Annotated in this window: 17 protein-coding genes; 5 read left to right on the top strand and 12 right to left on the bottom strand. The window is 62.9% G+C overall.

Annotated features, from left to right (window positions below):
* Positions 1-121 precede the first annotated feature (121 nt).
* The 4 genes from EP376_RS11270 to EP376_RS11255 all read right to left on the bottom strand — a co-directional run bounded on the left by EP376_RS11270 (position 122) and on the right by EP376_RS11255 (position 3,976).
* Complete coding sequence (locus tag EP376_RS11270) at positions 122-703, bottom strand: hypothetical protein (protein WP_127655622.1); 582 nt, start codon at positions 701-703, stop codon at positions 122-124.
* 166 nt (positions 704-869) lie between these two features.
* Complete coding sequence (tspO, locus tag EP376_RS11265) at positions 870-1,349, bottom strand: tryptophan-rich sensory protein TspO (protein WP_127655621.1); 480 nt, start codon at positions 1,347-1,349, stop codon at positions 870-872.
* 33 nt (positions 1,350-1,382) lie between these two features.
* Entirely contained in the window at positions 1,383-2,432 is a 1,050-nt protein-coding gene (crtB, locus tag EP376_RS11260) for a 15-cis-phytoene synthase (RefSeq protein ID WP_127655620.1), read from the bottom strand.
* Positions 2,429-3,976, bottom strand: a complete 1,548-nt coding sequence (locus EP376_RS11255) for a phytoene desaturase (protein WP_127655619.1) — start codon at positions 3,974-3,976, stop codon at positions 2,429-2,431. Before EP376_RS11255 ends, crtB begins: the two co-directional genes overlap by 4 nt.
* A gap of 121 nt (positions 3,977-4,097) precedes the next feature.
* On the opposite strand from EP376_RS11255, the gene crtA reads away from it, so the two are divergent.
* From crtA to bchO, 4 genes are read left to right on the top strand one after another with little or no spacing between them, the layout of a single operon-like run.
* Positions 4,098-4,817, top strand: coding sequence for a spheroidene monooxygenase (gene crtA / locus EP376_RS11250; RefSeq protein ID WP_127655618.1), 720 nt, complete (start codon positions 4,098-4,100; stop codon positions 4,815-4,817).
* Positions 4,814-5,818, top strand: a complete 1,005-nt coding sequence (gene bchI, locus EP376_RS11245) for a magnesium chelatase ATPase subunit I (protein WP_127655617.1) — start codon at positions 4,814-4,816, stop codon at positions 5,816-5,818. The genes crtA and bchI overlap by 4 nt, the downstream gene beginning before the upstream one ends.
* 34 nt (positions 5,819-5,852) lie before the next feature.
* On the top strand, positions 5,853-7,484 hold the full coding sequence (locus EP376_RS11240) for a magnesium chelatase subunit D (RefSeq protein ID WP_127655947.1): 1,632 nt from the start codon (positions 5,853-5,855) through the stop codon (positions 7,482-7,484).
* Positions 7,485-7,489: 5 nt separating this feature from the next.
* Entirely contained in the window at positions 7,490-8,365 is an 876-nt protein-coding gene (gene bchO / locus EP376_RS11235) for an alpha/beta fold hydrolase BchO (RefSeq protein WP_127655616.1), read from the top strand.
* Here the strand turns inward: bchO and EP376_RS11230 are convergent.
* On the bottom strand, positions 8,319-9,842 hold the full coding sequence (locus EP376_RS11230; RefSeq protein WP_127655615.1) for a malonate--CoA ligase: 1,524 nt from the start codon (positions 9,840-9,842) through the stop codon (positions 8,319-8,321). The genes bchO and EP376_RS11230 overlap by 47 nt on opposite strands.
* A 64-nt stretch (positions 9,843-9,906) precedes the next feature.
* Positions 9,907-13,089 carry a reductive dehalogenase gene (locus EP376_RS11225; RefSeq protein WP_127655614.1) on the bottom strand — a complete coding sequence of 1,061 codons (3,183 nt, stop codon included), beginning with the start codon at positions 13,087-13,089 and terminating at the stop codon, positions 9,907-9,909.
* Positions 13,090-13,285: 196 nt separating this feature from the next.
* Between EP376_RS11225 and EP376_RS11220 the strand changes: the two genes are divergently transcribed.
* Positions 13,286-14,803 (top strand): fumarate hydratase, encoded by a 1,518-nt coding sequence (locus tag EP376_RS11220; protein WP_276317302.1) that lies wholly within the window; start codon positions 13,286-13,288, stop codon positions 14,801-14,803.
* A 24-nt stretch (positions 14,804-14,827) separates the two neighbouring features.
* Here the strand turns inward: EP376_RS11220 and EP376_RS11215 are convergent, their stop codons facing one another.
* The 6 genes from EP376_RS11215 to EP376_RS11190 all read right to left on the bottom strand — a co-directional run bounded on the left by EP376_RS11215 (position 14,828) and on the right by EP376_RS11190 (position 21,959).
* Entirely contained in the window at positions 14,828-15,793 is a 966-nt protein-coding gene (locus tag EP376_RS11215) for an ABC transporter ATP-binding protein (protein ID WP_127655612.1), read from the bottom strand.
* Positions 15,790-16,776 carry an ABC transporter ATP-binding protein gene (locus tag EP376_RS11210; RefSeq protein WP_127655611.1) on the bottom strand — a complete coding sequence of 329 codons (987 nt, stop codon included), beginning with the start codon at positions 16,774-16,776 and terminating at the stop codon, positions 15,790-15,792. The genes EP376_RS11215 and EP376_RS11210 overlap by 4 nt, the downstream gene beginning before the upstream one ends.
* Positions 16,777-16,797: 21 nt before the next feature.
* Entirely contained in the window at positions 16,798-17,757 is a 960-nt protein-coding gene (locus EP376_RS11205) for an ABC transporter permease (protein ID WP_127655610.1), read from the bottom strand.
* A gap of 1 nt (position 17,758) precedes the next feature.
* Positions 17,759-18,742, bottom strand: coding sequence for an ABC transporter permease (locus EP376_RS11200; RefSeq protein ID WP_127655609.1), 984 nt, complete (start codon positions 18,740-18,742; stop codon positions 17,759-17,761).
* 4 nt (positions 18,743-18,746) lie between these two features.
* Positions 18,747-20,294, bottom strand: a complete 1,548-nt coding sequence (locus EP376_RS11195) for an ABC transporter substrate-binding protein (protein WP_127655608.1) — start codon at positions 20,292-20,294, stop codon at positions 18,747-18,749.
* 87 nt (positions 20,295-20,381) lie between these two features.
* Positions 20,382-21,959 (bottom strand): ABC transporter substrate-binding protein, encoded by a 1,578-nt coding sequence (locus tag EP376_RS11190; RefSeq protein ID WP_127655607.1) that lies wholly within the window; start codon positions 21,957-21,959, stop codon positions 20,382-20,384.
* Positions 21,960-21,962 lie beyond the last annotated feature (3 nt).

The following is a 21,962-nucleotide window of genomic DNA, read 5'->3' as shown; positions in this document are numbered from 1 at the left end:
CGATGTGGGCCCTTCTTGGGCCTCTCTATTACTAAGTATGTCCGGCAATCCGGTCTCGGGCAATCCCGATGCACGTGAGCTGGCGCAGACGGGCACAAAGCCGCCTGCGCCAGAATCCCGATCAGGGCCTTTCGAATTCTGCCGCGAATGAGCCGAGTATGTCGCCTTCTTCGGTGTCGGATTCATATTCACCGCTGAACGTGCCAAGCAGACCGGAGGGCTCTCCGGTTCCGTCCCCGTGGAAATCGCTGTTGACGTCCATGCTGATGAAGATCGACGTTCCGTCGTCATCAAGCTCACCGACAAAGTCGCCATTCACGCCATTTGCGAAGATCTCTCCATCCTGCAGATCGAGCGTGCCGCCAACGGCTCCGTCCGGGCTCTGAACATTGGATATCTGGCCTTCGACCTCACCGTCTTCTTCGAAGCTGACGTCAAAGGAGATATCTGCAAGGTAGTCGTTATTCTCGCTCCCGATGTCGAGCCGCTCTTCATAGTTGAGCGCGGCGATCCCGACATATCGCGCTTCGCCGGATGACGGCAATTCATCCGCCTCCAGCTCCGGCACGGCGGAAATGTCATCGAACAGGGTCGCCGCGTCTCGGGCCGCATCGTTGAAATCCGGGTTGCGGGTCAGGAGGCACCCGCTCAGAGCGGTGCTGAGACCGATCAGAAGCACGGACTTGGAAATCATCTGTAGCATTGCATATCCTCGCAAGTTCAGTTCCGGACCGCCGCGAACAGCCCCTTCGCAAACGGGATACCCGTTCATACTACCGGGGTCGCGAATGCCTATCACTGCATTGATGGGAACACCGCCGTCATACGGCAGAGTTTCGCCAGCGTTGTAACATCGGCACAGTCGCCTGTCACAGCTGAGATGGCTGAACCGGCTTTTCGTCGGGGTTGAGGCGCGCGACCGAGAGGTTCAGCGCAGAGGCCACCGTCACCCATGTCAGGTACGGCACGAAGGCAAGACCTGCCCAGAAATCCAGCTGGAAATGGGTATAGGTGCAGCCCGCGACCGACATCCAGAGCAGAGCCATCACCGGGAGCGAACCCTTGAGCCGCCTGAGACCAAAGAAGATCGGCGTCCAGAGCGTGTTCAGCGCGATCTGCAGCGCCCAGAAGGCCATCGCATAATGGCTCCCCTCCATGGGGGCGGCGCGCGCGCCGGCAAAGGCGATCAGAAAATAGATCGTCGTCCATGCGACGGGGAACAGCCAGTTGGGCGGCACCCATGACGGCTTTTCAAGGCGTTCGTACCAGGGCCCCGTGGGGAACATGGCGCCGGTGGTTCCGGCGGCGAAACAGGCGGCAAGCAGGACAACGAAAATCAGGGGGTCCATCGGCGATCCTTTCAAGGTCAGCCCATGGCTAACCTAGACCCCCGAGAACCCTTTTCCAACCTGCTCCTGCATCCGCGCGTCACGCAGCCGGATTTCGGCCAGAAGATCGACAATCGCCTGCGCCCGTCCCGGGACCCTGTCGGTCCGGCCCGCGGCCGAGACAAGGTAGGCCGTCTCTTCGAGGCAGGGCGCATAGATCACGGCGGATCGCGGCATCACCATGCCGATCGCAGCCCGTCCCGATGCCTGGGCCATCCAACCCAGTTTCTGACGCATCGTCGTATGTGCCCGGCGGGTCACGCTGTCGAACCCGTTGCGGCGCACCTCGCGGCCGATGCCGGCATAGATCAGGCGCGCGGCCCAGATCCCCATCCGCGCATCGCGCGGCAGCGCGCGGATTCCGGCCTCGGACCGCAGGTAAAGCCGCTCGGCCTCGGCCAGCAGGCGCGAGACCATACGCTTGATTTCGCGGGTGGGCTCGGGCGCGTCAAGAAACGCGTCGGGATCAACGCCCGCATCCTCGAACCAGTCCAGCGGCAGGTAAAGTCGCCCCGCGCGGGCATCTTCGCCCACGTCACGGGCGATGTTGGTCAGCTGCATCGCCACGCCCAGATCGCAGGCCCGCGCCAAGGCGTTTGGGTCGCGCATCTCCATCAGGACGCACATCATGGCGCCGACGGCGCTTGCGACACGAGCGGAATAGGACCGGACATCCGACAGGGTCTGGTATCGCCGTTCAAGCGAATCCCAGGCAAGCCCTTCCAGAAGCGCCTCGGGAAGGTCGCGGGGCATCTCGAACCGGTCGATGATCGCGGCAAAAGCACGATCTTCGGGCGCGTTCCTCGGCATGCCGCGATAGGCCAGATCAAGCCGTTCCTGAAGCTTGAGGACCGCGCGTTCCTTGGCATCGCCCTCGTCGACCTCGTCATCGGCGAGCCGGCAAAAGGCATAAAGCGCCAGCGCCGGATCACGGACCCGGCCAGGCAACATCTTCGAGGCCGAATGAAAGCTAAGCGACCCTGTCCGGATCGCGGCGCGGCAATGCTCCAGATCGGCCGGCGATATCCCGTGAGACGCGGTCATTCGGCAGCCAGCGGCATGGTCGTGCTCGACGATTGGGGCGCATCGGGGATCAGCTGCGCGATGACCTTGGCGCTTGAGACCACGCCAGGCAGGCCGGCGCCGGGATGGGTGCCCGCGCCCGTCAGATACAGGCCCTCGACTTCCTCGCTCTTGTTGTGGGGCCGGAACCAAGCGGATTGCAGGATTCGCGGCTCGATCGAGAATCCGCATCCATGCGGCGACAGATACCTTGTCCTGAAATCCTCGGGCGTAAAGATGAGCGAGGCTGCGATGTGATCCTGAAAACCGGGGATGGTCTGCTCAAGAACGCGGGCGACCTTTTCGCGGTAGGCTGCCTCTTCCTGCGTCCAGTCGACGCCGTTGTCATGGCCCAGATGCGGCACCGGCGACAGGACATAGAACGTGTCGTCACCATCCGGGGCGACATCCGGGTCGGACACCGAGGGCCGGTGAACATAAAGGCTCATGTCGTCGGAGAGCGTTCCGTTGATGAAGATGTCCTTCAGCAGGCCTTCATAGCGCGGGCCGCTCAGGATCGTGTGGTGGCCCACATCGGGCCACATCCCGGCCGTACCCTTGGTTCCAAAATACCAGACATACAGGCCCATCGACCAACGGCGCGAGGCCATCTTGCGTTCGGTCCAGCGCGACTTGCGCTGATTGCGAAGGAGCGTGTCATAGGTGTGGCCCGCATCGGCGTTCGACACGACAAGCGGCGCCCGGATCACTTCACCCGATCCCAGCCGGATGCCGCAGGCCTTGCCGTGATCCACGAGGATCTCGTCGACATCCTCTTCGAGCCGGATCGTGCCGCCCTGCTTGCGCACGACGTCGGCCATCGCATCCGCGATCGCCTGCACGCCGCCGATCGCATAGTGGACGCCGAATTCCTTCTCGAGGTGACTGACCAGCGCATACATCGAGGTGACGTTCATCGGATCGCCCCCGATGAACAGCGGATGGAATGACAGCGCCATCCGCAGGCGTTCGTCTTTCACCCGCGCCCGCGCAAGGCCGAGGATCGACCGGTCGGCCCGCAGCCGCGCGAATTCGGGCAGGACCTTGATCGTCTCCCACGCCTTGTGCATCGGCTTGGCGACCATGCCTTCGAAACCCACCACGTAGCGGCGATAGGCATCCTTGAGGAACCTCAGGTATCCCTTCACATCGCGTGGAGACAGACGCTCCACTTCCGCGATCATGCGGTCGGTATCGCCACAGGCCGCAAAGTGGCTGCCATCGGGCCACCTGATCTCGTAGAACGGATCAAGCGGGATGAGATCGACATCCTTGTGAAAGTCTTCGCCGCATTCGGCCCACAGCTCTTCGAAGACCGCGGGAACCGTGACAATGGTCGGCCCGAGATCGAACCGGTAACCGCTCTCGCTGATCGAAGAGCCGCGCCCGCCAACGCGATCGAGGCGGTCAACCACCGTCACGCGGTAACCCTTGGCGCCAAGCCTCATCGCCGCAGCCAGACCGCCAAGCCCCGCTCCGACAACTATGGCCCTGTTCGACAGGGATGAGTTTGCATCAGTGTTCATCACGACTCCGACCTTAGATATGTAAACTTAAATTGACAATCACTACCGAGACAAGACTCCTTTCTCTTTTCAATGAAGTTCATGTGTGTCAGGATAAGTTGACACTAACAACGAGTCAGTCGTGAGCCAAACCGTCAGCCTTTCCTTCTTTCGATTCGGAACCGTTCCGGCGCGGCTCTGGGCCTTCGGGCAGATGGGCTTTGCACGGATCGGTCTTAGCCTCAGCCGCGACATCGGGTTCTGGAAGCTGTGCGGATCGGGCTCCAACTGGGGCGAAGGCTTCTCTCCGGTGGCCCTGCCCAGGGTCTTTGCCATCGTCGCCACCTGGCAAGACGAAGAGGCCGCACGGCATGGAACCCGGGAAAACCGGGTCTTCAAATCCTTCCGCCGCAAGTCCGATGAACACTGGAGCGTCTTTCTTGGAACGCGGTCGGTTCGTGGCAATTGGTCCGGCGTCGAGCCGTTCGAGATTACGCAGGATAGGGCGCAAACGACCGGCCCGGTGGCCGCGCTGACCCGGGCAAACATCCGTCCCGCAAAGGCCGCCCGGTTCTGGGATCGCGTTCCCGCCATCTCCGAGCGGGTCGGAGCCGACCCGAACGTCGTTTTCAAGATCGGCATCGGAGAGATGCCCCTCTTTCATCAGGTGACATTCTCGATCTGGCCCAATGTCGATGACATGGCCGCTTTTGCCAGAACCGGAGCCCATGCCGAAGCCATCCGCGCCGTGCGCGAGAATGGCTGGTTCAGCGAAGAGCTTTATGCCCGGTTCACCGTTCTGTCCGACGACGGAACGTGGAATGGCACATCCCCCCTCAGCCGACTTCCGGAGGCCGCATGACAACCCCCTTCCCCTTTTCCGCGATTGTCGGTCAGAGCGAGATGAAACTCGCCATGATCCTGACCGCCATCGACCCGAGCATCGGCGGCGTTCTCGTCTTCGGGGATCGCGGCACAGGCAAATCCACAGCCGTTCGCGCCCTTGCGGCGCTCCTGCCCGAAATTTCCGTGATCGACGGATGCCCCGTCAATTCGGCGCGCGCCGATGACGTGCCCGATTGGGCGGTCGGTGCAACCGGCCGGACGGTCAGCCGTCCGACCCCCGTCGTTGATCTGCCGCTTGGCGTGACCGAAGATCGCGTGACGGGCGCGCTGGACATCGAACGCGCCCTGACCAAGGGCGAAAAGGCGTTCCAGCCGGGCCTTCTGGCCCGGGCCAACCGTGGATATCTTTATATCGACGAGGTGAACCTTCTAGAGGATCACATCGTGGACCTGCTGCTTGACGTAGCCCAATCCGGCCAGAACGTCGTCGAACGCGAGGGTCTGAGCATCCGGCACCCGGCACGGTTCGTCCTTGTGGGCTCCGGCAACCCCGAAGAGGGCGAACTCCGGCCCCAGCTTCTGGATCGGTTCGGTCTGTCGGTCGAGGTGGCCTCACCCACCGATATCGACGAACGGATCGAGGTAATCCGACGCCGCGACGCCTATGAGACCGACAACGCCGCCTTCATGCTGCGTTGGCAGGCCGAAGATGCGACGATCCGCGAACGGATCGTGGCCGCGCGCAAGGCGCTGGGCGATGTCGTCGTCCCCGAAGAGACGCTGCGCGAAGTAGCCGAACTGTGCCTCGCGCTGGGCTCGGACGGGCTACGCGGGGAACTGACCCTTCTCAAGGCGGCCCGCGCCTATGCCGCGTGGCAGGGCGACGGCGCACCCAGAACGGACCATGTGCGCAAAGTGGCGGCGACGTCGCTTCGGCACCGGTTGCGGCGCGATCCGCTTGACGAGGCAGGAAGCGGGGCCCGCGTGGGCCGCGTTGTGGAGGAGGTCCTTGGCTGACCTGTCCGACCCGTGCCAGAGGTTTGGCCTCGCGATGTCACTTCTGGCCGTCGATCCCGGCGGGCTGGGAGGCATCACGATCCGGTCCCGTGCCGGGCCGGTCCGGGAACATTGCCTCGATCTTGTCGGACGGCTTGCCCAGCCTGCCCAGCGCATTTCCCCGACGGTGCCGGATGACGCGCTCTTTGGCGGGCTCGATGTCGCGGCGACCTTGTCGGCAGGCAGTCCTGTCTATCGTCAGGGACTGATCGAGACGACGCGCAGCCTTGTCCTTGCCATGGCGGAACGCACGACACCCCGCCTTGCCGCCCGCATTGCGATGCGGCTTGATGAGGGTCAGGGGCCCTGTCTCGTGGCCCTCGACGAAGGGGCGGAACCCGACGAGGCGCTGCCGGCATCGCTGGCCGAAAGGTTGGCATTCGCCATTGATCTCTCGGATGTCGCCTGGCGCTCCGTCCCGGTCTGGTCAGATGAGAGCCAGCGGATCGAAGCGGCCCGCGACAGGCTTTCTTCCATGCGGTTCGGCGACGACGCCTATCGCGCGCTTGGCGTGCTGTGTCTTACACTCGGCATCGACTCGGCCCGCGCGCCGATGTTCGCCAAGCGGGCAGCCGTTGCCCTTGCGGCGCTGGATGGGCGCGACTGTGTCGTCGACCAGGATATCGAAACCGCCGCCGCGCTGACGCTTGCCCATCGCGCGACCCATGTGCCCGCCCCCGAAGAGCCCGAGCAGGACGAACAGCCGCCCGAACCGCCACAGGATCAGGCGGAACAGGACGACCCGGATCAGGGTGAACTGACCATCCCGGATGAACTCCTCCTGGAGGCAGTGCGCGCGCTGATCCCCGATGACCTGCTCGCCAGGCTGAGCGCGGCCCGCGCACGTGCGGTGCGGGGCAGCGGCGCGGGCGCGCGTGTCCGTGGCAATCGGCGTGGCCGGCCTCTGCCGTCCCGTCCCGGGCGGGTCGATGGCGGTGCGCGGGTCGATCTGGTGGCCACGCTGCGCGCCGCGGCGCCTTGGCAGACGATCCGCAAGATGGCCCAGCCCGATCGCGCCGGCATTCATGTGCGGATGTCCGATATCCGGGTCAAACGCTACGAAGACAGGTCCGACAGGCTTCTGGTCTTTGCTGTCGATGCGTCGGGCTCGTCCGCGATCGCACGGCTGGCCGAGGCGAAAGGTGCGGTCGAACTGCTGCTGGGTCAGGCCTATGCGCGCCGGGATCACGTGGCCCTGATCGCGTTTCGTGGTGACAAGGCGGAACTTCTGCTGTCACCCACGCGCAGCCTTGTGCGCACCAAGAAACAATTGGCCGCCCTGCCTGGCGGAGGCGGAACGCCGCTGGCCGCCGGTCTTCAGGCCGCCATGGAACTGGCCGATCATGCCCGGCGTCGCGGCCTGACACCGACGATGGCCCTGTTGACCGATGGCCGCGCCAACATCGCGCTGAACGGTGAGGCGAACCGCGCCGCCGCCGCCGAAGATGCGCAGCGTGTCGCCCGAAGTCTCAGGATGGGTGGCATGGACAGCATCGTGATCGATACGGGCAACCGTCCCGAAAAACAGCTCCGCACCTTGAGCGAGATACTCGACGGCACCTACCTGCCGCTTCCACGCGCCAATGCCGAACGACTGTCCGAGGCGGTTTCAGCGGCGCTGGAGTAATCCCGGTGCGGTTTCCCGAAGACGCGACAAATTGGCCCCTGACAGAGCATTCCCGGATCATCCTGTGCCGTCCGCATCGCTGGCATGTTCAGGTGGCGGGGCAAGGGCCACTGTTACTGCTGATCCACGGGGCGGGCGGCGCGACCCAAAGTTTCCGCGGCCTGTTTCCGATACTCGCACGGCACCATCGTGTCGTGGCGATCGACCTGCCCGGACAGGGCTTTACCCGGATCGGCGGGCGTCAGCGGCTTGGCCTCGATACGATGGCCGAGGACATCGGCAAACTGCTGGCGCAGGAAGGCTGGCGGCCACAGGCGATCATCGGCCATTCCGCGGGGGCCGCGATCGCGCTGCGCATGGCGATGGAGGATCCCCCCCCAGGCGGGGTGATCGGCATAAACGCCGCGCTGGGCAAGTTTCGCGGCGTGGCCGGGTGGCTTTTCCCGTTGATGGCAAAGGTTCTGGCTTTCAATCCGTTCAGTGCGAACATGTTTACCGCGACGGCGACCCCCGCATCGGTCGGAAAGCTGCTCAAGGGCACGGGCTCGACCCTCGATCCGGAGGGTGAGGCGCTTTATCTGCGGCTTGCGCAGGATCGTGGGCATGTCGACGCAACGCTGTCGATGATGGCGCAATGGGACCTTGACGATTTGCTGGCTGCGTTGCCCACGATCGATGTGCCTGTGTTGTTGATCACGGGGGGCCGCGATACGGCCGTGCCGCCAGAAACCAGCGTTCAGGCTGCGCGGGATCTGCCGCAGGCCACGGTCCTCGATCTCGACGGGCTGGGGCATCTGGCCCATGAAGAAGCGCCCGAACGGATCGCCGCCGAGATCATGTCGTGGCTCGATCGGCAAACACCCCGTCAAACCGCTCTCTGAGGGCGGCCTTCTGGACCTTGCCCATCGTGTTACGGGGCAGAGCATCCAGAACCTCGAAATGGCGGGGATGCTTGAACCGGGCCAGCACATCGCCGAGCGCCGCCTTGATCGCCTCGATATCGGGTGATTCGCCGGCCTTGGGCACCAGAACGGCGACGATGCCTTCGCCCATGTCGGCGTGTGGCACACCGATCACTGCGGATTCCAGAACCCCCGGCTGCTGATCGAGAACATCCTCGACTTCCTTGGGATAGATGTTGAACCCGCCCGCGATGATCAGATCCTTGTTGCGGCCCACGATATGGACATAGCCGTCCTCATCGACACGGCCCAGATCGCCGGTGATGAAGAAGCCGTCCGCGCGCAGCTCTTCGGCCGTCTTTTCGGGCATCCCCCAATAGCCCTTGAAGACATTCGGCCCGCGCACCTCGATCATGCCGACCTCGCCCTGCGGGACGGCTTCACCTGTTTGCGGATCGGTCACCTTCAGCTCGACCCCGGGAAGAGGAAAGCCCACCGTGCCGGCGCGCCGTTCGCCGTCGTAGGGGTTCGACGTGTTCATGTTGGTTTCGGTCATGCCATAGCGTTCAAGGATCCGGTGCCCGGTGCGCGCCTCGAATGCGGTATGCGTTTCGGCCAGAAGCGGGGCGGAGCCCGACACGAAAAGCCGCATATGCGCGACCAGATCGCCGGTGAAGCGCGGATCATCCAGCAGTCGCGTATAGAAGGTCGGCACGCCCATCATCGTGGTCGCAGCGGGCAGCCCCCCGATCATCGCATCGACATCGAACTTCGGAAGAAAGATCATCGATCCCCCGGTCAGCAGAACGACATTCGTCGCCACGAAAAGCCCGTGGGTATGAAAGATCGGCAACGCATGGAGAAGCACGTCCTGAGGCCCGAACCGCCAGTATTCGGCCAGAGTGCGCGCGTTCGACAGCAGGTTCTCCTGTGTCAGCATCGCCCCCTTCGACCGCCCCGTCGTGCCCGAGGTATACAGGAATGCCGCCAGATCTTCGGGGCTGCGGTCAATCGTCTTGGCCTCGGCCGGAAGCTGGGCAGCGGCATCAAGAAAACTGCCCTGCCCGGCAGCCATCGTCAGGATCATGGCGCCCGATGCATCGGCATGTGGCCGCAGGGCCTCCTCCTTCGCGGGATCGCAGACCAGCAGCCGCGCCCCGCTGTTGTCGAGGAAATAGGACAGCTCCTCCCCCGAATAGCCGGTATTGAGCGGCAGAAAGATCGCCCCGCGCTGAGCGCAGGCGGCATAGAGCGCAAGCATCTCGGGGCATTTTTCGACCTGCACAGCGATGCGGTCACCGGGCGCGATGCTTTCCTGATCCAGCAGATTGGCGAATTGTCCGGCCTGCGCGAGGAACGCCGAATGCGAGATGACCTCCCCATCTGCCAGATGCAGGAAGGGCGTGTCTTTCCCGGCATGGATGCCGAACAATTCATCATAAAGTGGGTTTGTCATCGTGCCGCCCCGTAATCGTTGTGCCCGTTTTTCGGCCGACAGGCGTTTGGGTTCAAGCCCGTCCTCAAAGATCGATCTCGAGGGTTCCGTTGGGGTCGGCCGCCCGGCTCTGGCACAGGATCATGGCCGAGGCGCGATCCTTGTTCGACAGGACAAAGTCCCGATGCTCGACCGTGCCTGACAGGACGGTGCATTTGCAGACCCCGCACAGACCATCGGAGCATTTCACGTCGACATGGACGCCTGCCGCCAGAAGTGCGTCTGTGGCGGCCTGGTCAGCGGCGACCTCGACCGTCCTGCCCGATCGGGCAAGGCGAAGCGTGAAGGGATGGTTCTCATACTCAGGCTGTTCGGGAACAGAGAAATATTCCAGATGCAGCGCCTCGTCCTTAAAGCCGTTGGCCGTTGCCTGACGGATGACATCCTCCATGTAAGCCTCTGGTCCACAGGTATAGACATGGGCCCCGTCACGATGGACGAGCGTCTTCGACAGATCGCAGCGCGTGCCTTCGTCCGAGACGTGATAACGAACCTTGTCGGCCCATGGCACCGCAGCCAGATCGTCTAGGAACCCGGCGTCCGCCCGTCTTGAACAGGAATAGTGCAGAACGAAATCGGCACCGATCGCATGAAGCCTGTGGGCCATCGCGATCATCGGCGTGACGCCGATCCCGCCCCCCATCAGGTAGGTGAAACGCGCGTCTTCACTGAGGGGAAAATGGTTGATCGGGCGCGAGATGAAAACGCGCCGACCCGGCTCGAAGATACGGGACATCAGCCTTGATCCGCCGCGGCCCCTGTCCTCGCGCAGAACCGCGATCTGGTATTTCGTCCGGTCCGCCGGATTGCCGGAAAGCGAGTATTGCCTAAGGAATTCCGGCGCCACGACCACATCGATATGCGCACCCGCCTCGAATGGCGGCATGTCCGATCCATCCGGCATCGAGAATTCGTATTTCGTCACATCGGGCGTCATCCTGTCGACCTGGGAAACGACGACCTGCATCACCGGGCTTTCGCCCTGATCAGCGGTATAGAGATGTTCGGGCGGTTCGCCGCGCGCGCGACGAGCCTTGTGCTCCTCGGCCGTGATCATCTCCTGATAGGCGCGGATGCCCGCCTCTCGATCCATAGGAAACGGGTAGGCATAGGGCGGTGGCGCAAGGGGCGCGGGATAGACGGCAAGGGTCTGATCCTCGAATTTCAAGTCGAGCGATTTCGACAGGCGCCGCGCGTTCGGGGGTTCCGACGGAGGGCGGTAGGCCCCGTCATCCACCATCTCGAGATCCCACCACCACGTCTTGGTCCGGTTGATTTCCCCGTTGCCGGCCACGTCATCAAGCCGGGCCAGTGCTTTGGCCGCACCGGGAAAATTCATCGCAGCCCAACGGAACGGCGCCTCGGCGAACAGACCTTCGAGGTTCCACGGACAGGTCTTCATGCAGCGGCCGCACATGGCGCCATTCTTCTGGCTGACGCGATAAGTGGTGCATTTCTGGCTGTCTGATTTCCAGATCTCATAGCCGTTGAACATCAGCTTGGGGCCCGCGGTGATCGCGCCCGAGGGGCATTCGCGGGCGCATTTGTTGCAGGCCTCGCAAAACCGCTGAAGCCCGAAGTCGATGGGCTTGTCGTGGGTCATGGGCATGTTCGTCGTGACCACCCCGGATTTCAGCCGAGGGCCAAGGAACGGGTTCAGGATCACCTCGCCGATGCGGCTGACCTCGCCCAGACCGGACAGCAACAAGAGCGGCGGATGCAGAACCTCGTCGTCCATGACCGTATGGACCCGCGCGGTATAGCCAAGGTTGCGGATATGCTGGGCCAGCACTCCACCCAGAAGCGAAAAGCGCAGATAGGCCCGCATGGATTGGGCACAGGCGATCCAGTCATCGCCGGAGGCGCCTTCCATCGTCTCGTGACCCTGATCGATGATCATCGAGATGGCGTTGCCATGATAGGGAGTGATCGGCTGGCCGCCGGCATCGTGGCTGTAGTAGGCCCAGTCCGGGCAGGCCGACAGGCCCACCGCATCCACGCCCAGGAAATAGGACGCGGCCTTGATGTTGCGCGCATTGCGCAGGGGATCTTCGGTCGACGGATGGATGCCCGCTGCTTCGCCATCCTGAAGAAGGCAGAAGGCACCCAGCGAGGGGCGGAACGCAAAGGCAGAAGCGGACTTGCGAACATAGTTGCCGTTCTTCGTCGCCTCCTGCGTGGCCTTGCCAAGATCACCGAACAGGCTGCGGGCGAACATGTTGGCCCGTTTCGGGACCCGCGCCACATTGGGTGCATCGATATAGGTCGTGGGTTCGGCCACCCGCCTGAGCGTTTCGAACGGATGCGGCCCCTGCCGAAACTCCCGCCTTGCAAAGGGATCGCGGTTCAGCGCGTTCTTCGCATTCGATCCAGCGCCGATCGTCCAGGCCAGCCCAGCGCCACCCCGGGCAAGGGGCCTGTCGGGCCGGGGCGCGAGCGTTGTGGTGATTACCGCAAGCCCGTAGCGGCGCCCAAGGAAGGGATTGATCCCGTCTTCATCCACCAGCCCGGCCGCGACCGCCAGCTTGCCCAGGTGGATGTCGGATGCCGCCTGTGAATGCGCCCGCGCATCACGCCCCAAAAGTCGGATGTAATTGGCAAGCGTCACGGCGGTTTCCATGCCGCGCAGGCAGGCGCGCTGGGCCTGGGCATCGGCGATCCAGTCGCAGCCTTTCTCGCCCGGGCGTGGATCACGCGGCATATCGTAAAGGAACACGATTGCATGGCTGTGATGCCGGCATTCCGCCGGCGGGGCGCGCATCGACTCCTTCAACCCGGCCATGATCACGTCGATCCCGGCGGCAAGGGTCTTGGTCTGCATCGTCTCGAGCTTTTCCGCGAGCCGACCCACATCGGGATTGCGGAGCTGATCCTCCAACCAGGCCTCGGATGGGATCTCGCAAATGCCGACCATGGAGGCATCGCAATAATAGCCAAATGATTTCAGGTGATTGGCCTGTTCGACCGGATCGTCGGGTATCTCGGCCAATTCGCGTTTCACAAGCCCGTCGCGGGTCGCATCGAGCATCGCCTGATAATCCTGCATCGCGTTCACGATCGACAGGGGATCATCGGGCCTTCGGAAGGACAGGCCCTCCATCGGTGCGATACGGCTCAGATCAACCGGCCCCGACCGACGTGGAAGTTTTTCCAGAGGGTATGGCCCGTAATGGAACGCCCGGTTCCGATATGAGAAAAGCTTGCCCATCCTGGCATCCTTTCACGGGCCCCCTGCCCTGTGAAAGTGTTTTTGGGTGTCGGGTCTCGCACAGCGGGGTCGGTCTGATCGTGATCCAAGGGCAAAACCGGGGCGACTTTCGCCATTCTTCGGCATTCTTGATCTTGGAGCCTGCAGAGGGAATGGGCTATCAGGTATGCAACTGCATACTGAAAAGGAGCCCATCGTGGCCGACATCGTTGAGATTTCCGGAGAGGATATTGTCGAGTCCGTTCGTGCGGCACTGCAATACATCTCTTATTACCATACGCCCGACTACTTGAGCCATCTGGCTGCCGCCTATGAGCGTGAGCAAAGCGCCTCGGCAAAGGCCGCTATCGGGCAGATCCTCGAAAGCTCCCGCCTTGCGGCCACGGGTCAGCGCCCGATGTGCCAGGATACCGGGATGGTCACCGTCTTTGCGCGGCTGGGCCAATCCTGTGTCATCAAATCCGACAAGAGCCTCGCCGAACTGATCAACGAAGGCACGCGCCTTGCCTACATGGATGCCGGAAATCCGTTGCGCGCCTCGATGGTCGACGATCCGATCTATGAACGGAAGAACACCCGCGACAACACGCCGGCGATCACCCATATCGACGTGGGTCTGGGCAACACGCTTGAGATCCTTGTCGCAGCCAAGGGCGGAGGGTCGGAAAACAAGGCGCGCTTTGCCAACCTGAACCCGTCGACCTCGGTTGCCGACTGGGTGGTCGAGACGGTGGAAACGCTGGGCGCGGGCTGGTGCCCCCCGGGCGTGATCGGCGTCGGCGTCGGCGGCACGGCGGAAAAGGCGATGCAGATGGCCAAGAAGGCCTGCATGGGCGAAATCGACATGAGCGATCTTCTGGCCCGCGGCCCCCGGGACAAGATCGAAGAACTTCGGATCGAACTGTACGAGCGGATCAACAACCTCGGAATCGGGGCCCAGGGACTTGGCGGCCTGACGACGGTGGTGGACGTGAAGGTCGCGACCTATCCGACCCACGCGGCGTCAAAGCCGGTGGCGATCATGCCGCAATGTGCCGCCAACCGGCATGCAAAGATCACGCTGGACGGCAGCGGCCCGGCCTTCCTCGATCCGCCGAACCTGTCGGCCTGGCCGGTGATCGACGGATCGGCAAGTTCGGGTCAGTTCCGCAGGGTCAATGTCGATACGATGACACCGGAAGAAATGGCCAGCTGGAAGACCGGCGAAACGCTTCTTTTGTCGGGCAGGATCCTTACCGGGCGCGATGCGGCGCACAAGCGGATCGCCGATATTCTGGCCCGCGGCGAAAGCCTGCCCGTCGATCTGAAGGGTCGGGTGATCTATTACGTTGGACCCGTCGACCCGGTTGGGAACGAAGCGGTCGGCCCCGCCGGCCCCACGACCTCCACCCGGATGGACAAGTTCACCGACATGATGCTGGATCAGGGGATCGTCTCGATGATCGGCAAGGCCGAGCGCGGGCCCAAGACTGTCGAGGATATCGCGCGGCACAAGGCGACTTACCTGATCGCCGTCGGCGGGGCCGCGGTTCTGGTGTCAAAGGCGATCCGGTCGTCACGGCTCATTGCGTTCGAGGATCTGGGGATGGAGGCGATTCGCGAATTCGAGGTCGAGGACATGCCGGTCACCGTCGCGGTCGACGCGGCCGGCACCTCGATTCACGTCACCGGTCCACAGATGTGGAAGGGCAAGGCCGTTCCGGTTCTGGCCTGAGACAAATGACGCCTGGCGGGGATGTCACTCCGCCAGGTGGCAGGCCACCCGCGCACCACGGACATCGCGCATCTCGGGCCTTTCGCGGCTGCACCTCTCGACAGCGATCGGGCAGCGCGGGTGGAAGGCGCAACCTTTCGGCGGGTTGATCGCATCGGGGATCTCGCCCTTCGGAGGGTCGACCTCGCGGCCAAAGCCATCCATCCGGGGCGCGGCATCGAACAGCATCCTCGTGTAGGGATGCTTGGGATCCTCGAAAAGGATATCGCGGGGCGCCTCTTCCACCAGCCGACCGAGATAGAGAACGCCGATCCTGTCGGCCATGTGCTGAACCACGGTCAGGTCATGGCTGATGAAGAGATAGGTCAGCCCGAATTCTTCGCGCAGGTCGGACATCAGGTTCAGAACCTGCGCCTGCACCGAGACATCCAATGCCGAGGTCGGCTCATCGCAAACGATGACCTTGGGTTCCGAAGCAAGCGCCCGGGCGATGCAGATCCGCTGCCGCTGACCGCCGGAGAATTCATGCGGATACTTGACGGCATCCGCCGCCGAAAGACCCACCTGTTCCAGAAGACGCTCTGCCAGACCGGTGGTGTTGCCCCCCTTGGCGGCGACAGGTTCGGCGATGATCTCGCGCACGCGCCATCGCGGGTTGAGCGAGGCGTAAGGGTCCTGAAAGATCATCTGGATATCGGCACGAACCGCCTCGACCTTGGCGGCATCGGTCTCGGTCGCAAGGTCGACATCGTTGATCATGACCGACCCTTGCGACGGCGGAACAAGGCCCACGACGATCTTTCCGATCGTCGATTTGCCAGAGCCGCTTTCGCCCACCAGCGCGTAGACCGAGTTTTCCTCGACCTCGAAGCTCACGTCGCTGACGGCGGTCAGCAATGCCTTTGGCAGACGTTCGATCACCCGGTTCAGCCAGGGTTTCGATACGTCGAAGATGCGGGTCAGTCCCTTGACCTTGATCAGCGCGCTCATCCCGTAGCCTCCTGCGGATAGCCCAGCGGGAACCAGCACGCCGCCCGACCGTCACAGGCAGAGATGGTGGGCCCCGGTTCGGCGCGGCAGCGGTCTTCGGCGCGGTCGCATCGCGGATGAAAGGCGCAACCCTGCGGCAGCGCACCCAGTCGCGGCATCGCGCCCGGGATCTGGCGCAGTCGTCTTTGGCCCTGGCTGGCAAGCGGCGTCGACCCCATCAGCCCCGCCGTATAGGGATGACGCGCATTCGTCAGAACGTCGCGCACGGGGCCAAGCTCGGCCAGACGGCCGGCATACATCACGGCCACACGGTCGGCCGCCTCGGCGATGACGCCCATGTCATGGGTCACCAGCATGACCGCGACGCCGCGTTCCCGGCAGAGCCGTTTCAGAAGCGCGACGATCTGGGCCTGAACACTCACATCGAGGGCTGTCGTCGGCTCGTCCGCGATCACGAGATCGGGTTCGGCACACAGCGCCAGCGCGATCACGACACGCTGCCGCATCCCGCCCGAAAACTCGTGCGGATAGCTTCCGATCCGTTGGGCCGCTGCGGGGATGCCCACTTCTTCCAGCGCCTCGACGGCCCGTTTGCGCGCCTCCGCCGCGCTGATCGGCAGGTGCTCGAGGATCGTTTCCTCAAGCTGTTCGCCAACGGTCAGAAGCGGGTTCAGCGAGGTCAGCGGATCCTGAAAGATCATGCCCATCTTCTTGCCGCGCAGTCGGCGCAGCGCCTCCCCCTTGAGGCCCTGAATCGGCTTGCCGTCCAGAAGAACCTCGCCCGAGGCGATCCGCGCCGGCGGATCCAGAAGCCCGATCACCGCGTTGCCGGTCATGGATTTGCCGGCACCGGATTCACCGACGACGCCAAGGATCTCGCCAGCCGCGATGTCGTAACTGACATTGTCGACGGGACGCAGGATGCCATTGCGCGTCGGTATCTCCACGACGAGGTCGCGGACCGAGAGAACGGGATTGCTCATTTTCTTGCCCTCGTCATGCGGTCAGCGAAGCTTCGGGTTCAGCGCGTCGCGCAACCAGTCGCCCAGAAGGTTGATCGACAGCGCAAGCGCCAGAAGTGTGACGGCGGGGAAGAACAGGATCCACCATTCGCCCGAGAACATGAATTCCTGCCCGATGCGGATCAGCGTACCAAGGCTGGGTTTCGTGGGCGGCGCGCCGACCCCGAGGAACGACAACGTCGCCTCCGCGATGATCGCAAGCGCGAGAGAGATCGTCGCGATCACCAGAACCGGGTTCAGAACGTTGGGCAGGATGTGCCGCAACATGATCGACAATGGCGACCGGCCAATCAGCTTGGCTGCCTGCACGTATTCGCGGCTCTTCTCGACCAGCGTGGCCCCCCGCACGACGCGTGCGAACTGGACCCAGTCCGACAGACCGATGGCGAGGATCAGAACCCAGATCGCCATCTGATCGCGGTATTCGGGCGGTGTGATCCCCTTGGCGATGCCAAAGATCAGCATTGCGACGAGGATCGCGGGGAAGGTCAGCTGCACATCCGCGACCCGCATAATGATGGTTTCGGTCCAGCCGCCCAGATACCCGGCCAGAAGCCCGAGGATCACACCCAGAACCATGGCCAGCATCACCGCGGCAAACCCGACGAACAACGAGATCCGCATCCCGTACAGGATGGTCGAGAATACGTCGCGGCCCTGATCGTCAGTGCCAAGGAAAAAGAAATCCCCGGTAAAGGCATTGGCCTCGCCCGGCGGGGTGAAGCCGTTCATCAGGTTCAGCGTGGCGGGATTGAACGGATCATGCGGTGCGATCAGCGGCGCAAGGACCGCCGAAAGGACAAGCACGATCACCACGAAGGCCGAGATCATGGCCACCGGCGCGCGCCGGAACGACCATGCCAGATCGCTGTGCCACGCACGGCTTAGCCGGGACGGCGCCTTGACCGGTGCGGGGGTCGGTGGTGTTTCGGTCTGGGTCATCTCAGTGCCCTCCGGAAGTGCGATCGGCGCGAAGGCGCGGATCGATCGCGAAATAGAGCATGTCGACGATCAGGTTGATGCCCACGAACATGACCGAGATCAGCATCAGGTAGGCCGCCATCACGGGGATATCGACAAACTGGATCGCGTTAATGAACAAAAGCCCCACGCCGGGCCATTGAAACACCGTCTCGGTGATGATGGCGAAGGCGATGATGCTGCCAAGCTGAAGCCCGGTGATGGTGATGACCGGCACCAGAGTGTTCTTGAGCGCGTGACGGAAATTGATCGATTTCTCGCGAAGGCCACGGGCCCGGGCAAATCGGATGTAATCCATGCGCAGAACCTCGAGCATCTCGGTCCGGACAAGCCGCATGATCAGGGTCATCTGGTACAGACCGAGTGTGATCGACGGCAGGATCAATGCCTTGAGCCCGCTGGCCGTCAGAAACCCGGTGGTCCAGCCGCCCACCTCCACCACCTCGCCACGGCCGAAACTGGGCAGCCAGCCCAATTCGACCGAGAACAGGTAGATCAGCAGAATGCCGATCAGGAATGTCGGTAACGACACCCCGATCAGGGACAGGGTCATGACGACATTCGCGCCAAAGCCCCGCCTTCGGATCGCGGTAAAGATGCCCAGCGCGATGCCACCCGCAAGCGCCATCATGCCCGAGACGAATGCCAGTTCCAGGGTTGCAGGCGCGCGTTCCAGAAGGATCTCGGCCACCGGCCGGCCCTGACGGTAACTCAGTCCGAAGTTCCCCTGGGCGGCCTGTTCGAGGAACCGGAAGTATTGCACGATGAAGGGCTGATCGAGGCCAAGCTGTTCGCGCAGCCGTTCCACATCTTCCTGGGTGCGCTCCTGACCCAGCATGTTGTCCACCGGATCTCCGACAAAGCGGAACATGGAAAACGCGACCAGTCCCACGACGAAAAGAACGAAGATCGATTGCGCGATCCGGCGGATGGTGTAGGCCAGCATGCGCTTATTCCACCGTGACCCAGCGGAGGATGAAGAAATTGTCCACCCGCTGTGTCAGTTCGATATTGTCGGCCGCACCCCAAAGCAGGGGCTGGATGTAAAGCGGAACATAGACAACATCGTCCTGAACCGTTGCCGCGACTTCATCGAGCATGGCCTGGCGGGCGACGGGGTCGATCTCGGACTGGATCGCCGGGATCAGCTCATCGACGCGGGCGTTGGAATAGCCGCCGAAATTCCAGGTGCCGATATTGTCCTGCGGTGTGTGGACGAGGAACCGGAACGGATGCTCCGCATCGAAGGTGCCGGGCGACCAGCCCAGAAGATACATGTCGTAATTGTCTTCGCGAAGCTCGGGCCAGTAGTTGCTGACCGGGATCGCGTCCAACTGCGCGTCGAGGCCGATCTGGGCCAGCATCGCGACGGTGGCCTGACAGACGCTTTCGTCGTTGATGTAGCGGTCGTTCGGACACTTGAGCAGGAACGAGAACCCGTCCGGATAACCAGCGTCGGTCAGAAGGGCGCGGGCCCGATCGAGATCAAGCCCGGGGCGCATGGCGAGGCCTTCGGAAAAGCCGTTCATTTCGGCACCGACAAGCTGTGCCGCTGGTTCGGCTGATCCGCGCATGATCGTCTGAAGGATGGCCGGCACGTTGATCGCATGGGCCACGGCCTGACGGACGCGGACATCGAGGAAGGGATTGGCGTCGTCGGTCCCGAACAGGGTGTCCTTGTCCTGGCTGAAGCCAAACATGATGACGCGCGCCTCAGTGCCGCGGATCAGGCGGACACCGTCGACACCGTCCAGACGGTCGGCATCCTGAACTGGCACCGGGTTGATCATGTCGACGTCACCGGCCAGAAGCGCGGCGACGGCGGTCGCGGAATTGTCGATCGGGGTAAAGATACCGCGGGTCACATTCCCGCGCTCTTCTCCCCACCAGCCCTCGAACGGCTCGAGCACGGTTTCCAGACCCGGCTGGCGCTCTGCCAGAACATAGGGCCCGGTTCCGTTGGCATTGAGCGTGGCGAAGTTGCCTTCGCCGGGCGCGGGCAGGTCTGCGCTACTCGCCATCGTCCAGCCTGAATCCATCATCATCCAGTTGGCGATGCTGTCGGGAAAGATCGGCTGCGGATTGGAGGTCAGGATATCGACGGTATAGTCATCAACGGCCACGACATCGGTCACCGAGGCAAACCAGCTGCGCACATCCGATGCCTCGGATGCGGCGCGTTGGTAGCTGAACACAACGTCTTCGGCATTGAAATCCGAACCGTCGTGGAAGGTCACGCCTTCGCGCAGAATGAAACGCCAGCCTTCCCCGTTGCCGATCGGCTCCCACGAGGTGGCCAGCGACGGCTCTATGGCCATGTCGGTACCCCGACGGACGAGGCCTTCGTAGATGTTATTGAGAAATCCCAGAACCGGCGCCGAGTTGCCGGCATGCGGGTCCATCGTGTTGGGGTCTGTCGTGCCGGCCCAATGGAAGGTTTCGGATACGGCGGGCGTGGCAATCGCACAGGCCACTGCAAGCAAGAGTGCAGGTTTCATGACGGACTCCGGAAAAAAAGGAAGAGCCGGGCGCCAGAGAGGCGCCCGGTCTCATGGACCCGGCAAGAAAACGCCGGGTCGCCTTTATCAGTTCATCGTGAAGAACTTGAACTTAGGCTGGTCTTCCGGATCGACCTGCGGAATACCGACGCCGTCCGCCAGACCCCAGTTCAGAACCTGGTGATGGACCGGCAGGTACATCGTCTCGGTCTGGACCACATCCCAGATCGTCGCGATGGTCTCGTTGCGGACATCGAGATCGGTCTCGGAGGCAAGCGAAACGATCATCTCGTCAACCTCGGCGTTTGAGAATCCGGTTCCGTTCCAGCTTCCACGATCGCCTGTCCGGGTGTGGAGAAGGAAGTTGAAGATGTATTCCGAATCATAGGTCGGAACGCCCCAGCCCAGCATGTAGAAGTCCGTGAGCCCGTCGGTGATCAGCGGGAAGTGCAGGGCCCGCGATTTTGCGTCGAGGTTCACTGTGATTCCGATCTGCGCCATCATCCCGACAACGGCCTGGCAGATGGCCTCGTCATTGATGTAGCGGTCGTTCGGGCAGTCGAGCCGGACCGAGAACCCATCGCCATAGCCGGCCTCTTCCATCAGGGCCTTGGCCGCCTCGACATCCGTCATCGCGGTGTCGAGCTCTTCCGTCCAGCCGTTGACGAAGGGCGGAGCGATCATGCCGGCGGGCTGCGACTGACCGCGCATCACGACCTGCTGGATCGCATCACGGTTGATCGCCATGTTCATCGCCTGCCGAACCCGGACATCGGCGAAGGGATTGGCTCCTTCGACGTTGTCAGCCTCGATATCGTCTGCGCCCATGTTGATCCCGAAGAAGATGACCCGGTTCTGAGGCGCGGTTTCGACCCGAAGGCCATCAGTCTCGGACACACGCGAGAGATCCTGCACCGGGACATCCTGAATGAAGTCGACCTCACCCGAAAGCAGGGCTGCAACGCGGGTCGCGGCATTCTGGATCGGGGTGAAGACGATCTCGGTCACTTCCAGCGGGAACTCGTCCGCGCCCCAGTAATCTTCGTTGATCGACAGAACCGTGCGCACTTCGGGTTCGCGGCTGACAAGACGATAGGGCCCGGTTCCGTTGGCGTTGACGGTGGCATAGGTGATTTCGCCGCCTTCGAAGTCCTGAACTTCGACGGTGTTGTTCGCCTCCGTCCAGTCCTTGTCCATGATGAACAGGTTCGTGAAATTCGACGGCAGGATCGGGTTCGGGCCGTCCGTGACGAATTCGACGGTGTAGTCGTCCACGGCACGAACTTCGACAATCGAGGACAGGAGTTCCTTCATGTCGGAGGTGGGCGTCATCGCGCGTTCGAATGAGAAGACCACGTCTTCGGCGGTGAAGTCGGCGCCGTCGTGGAACTTGACGCCTTCGCGCAGCGTGAACGTCCAGACATTCGGATCGCTTTCAGACGGAGCCCAATCCGTCGCCAGAGCGCCCTGGAACGCGCCGGACATATCACGAATGATAAGCGGCTCGTACATCTGGTGACGCATCGTATGGCTCGGGCCTTCGTTCTGGGAATGCGGATCGAGCGTCAACGCATCGCCCACACGCGCCCAGCGGATCGTTTCGGCCGAAGCGCCGATCGACGTGCTCGCCAGAAGCGCCGCAGCAAGGATACCAGTCTTTTTCATGTG

The organism is Alexandriicola marinus, assembly GCF_004000435.1.
GTDB lineage: Bacteria > Pseudomonadota > Alphaproteobacteria > Rhodobacterales > Rhodobacteraceae > Alexandriicola > Alexandriicola marinus.
This window is presented reverse-complemented; position numbering and strand designations above follow the sequence as displayed.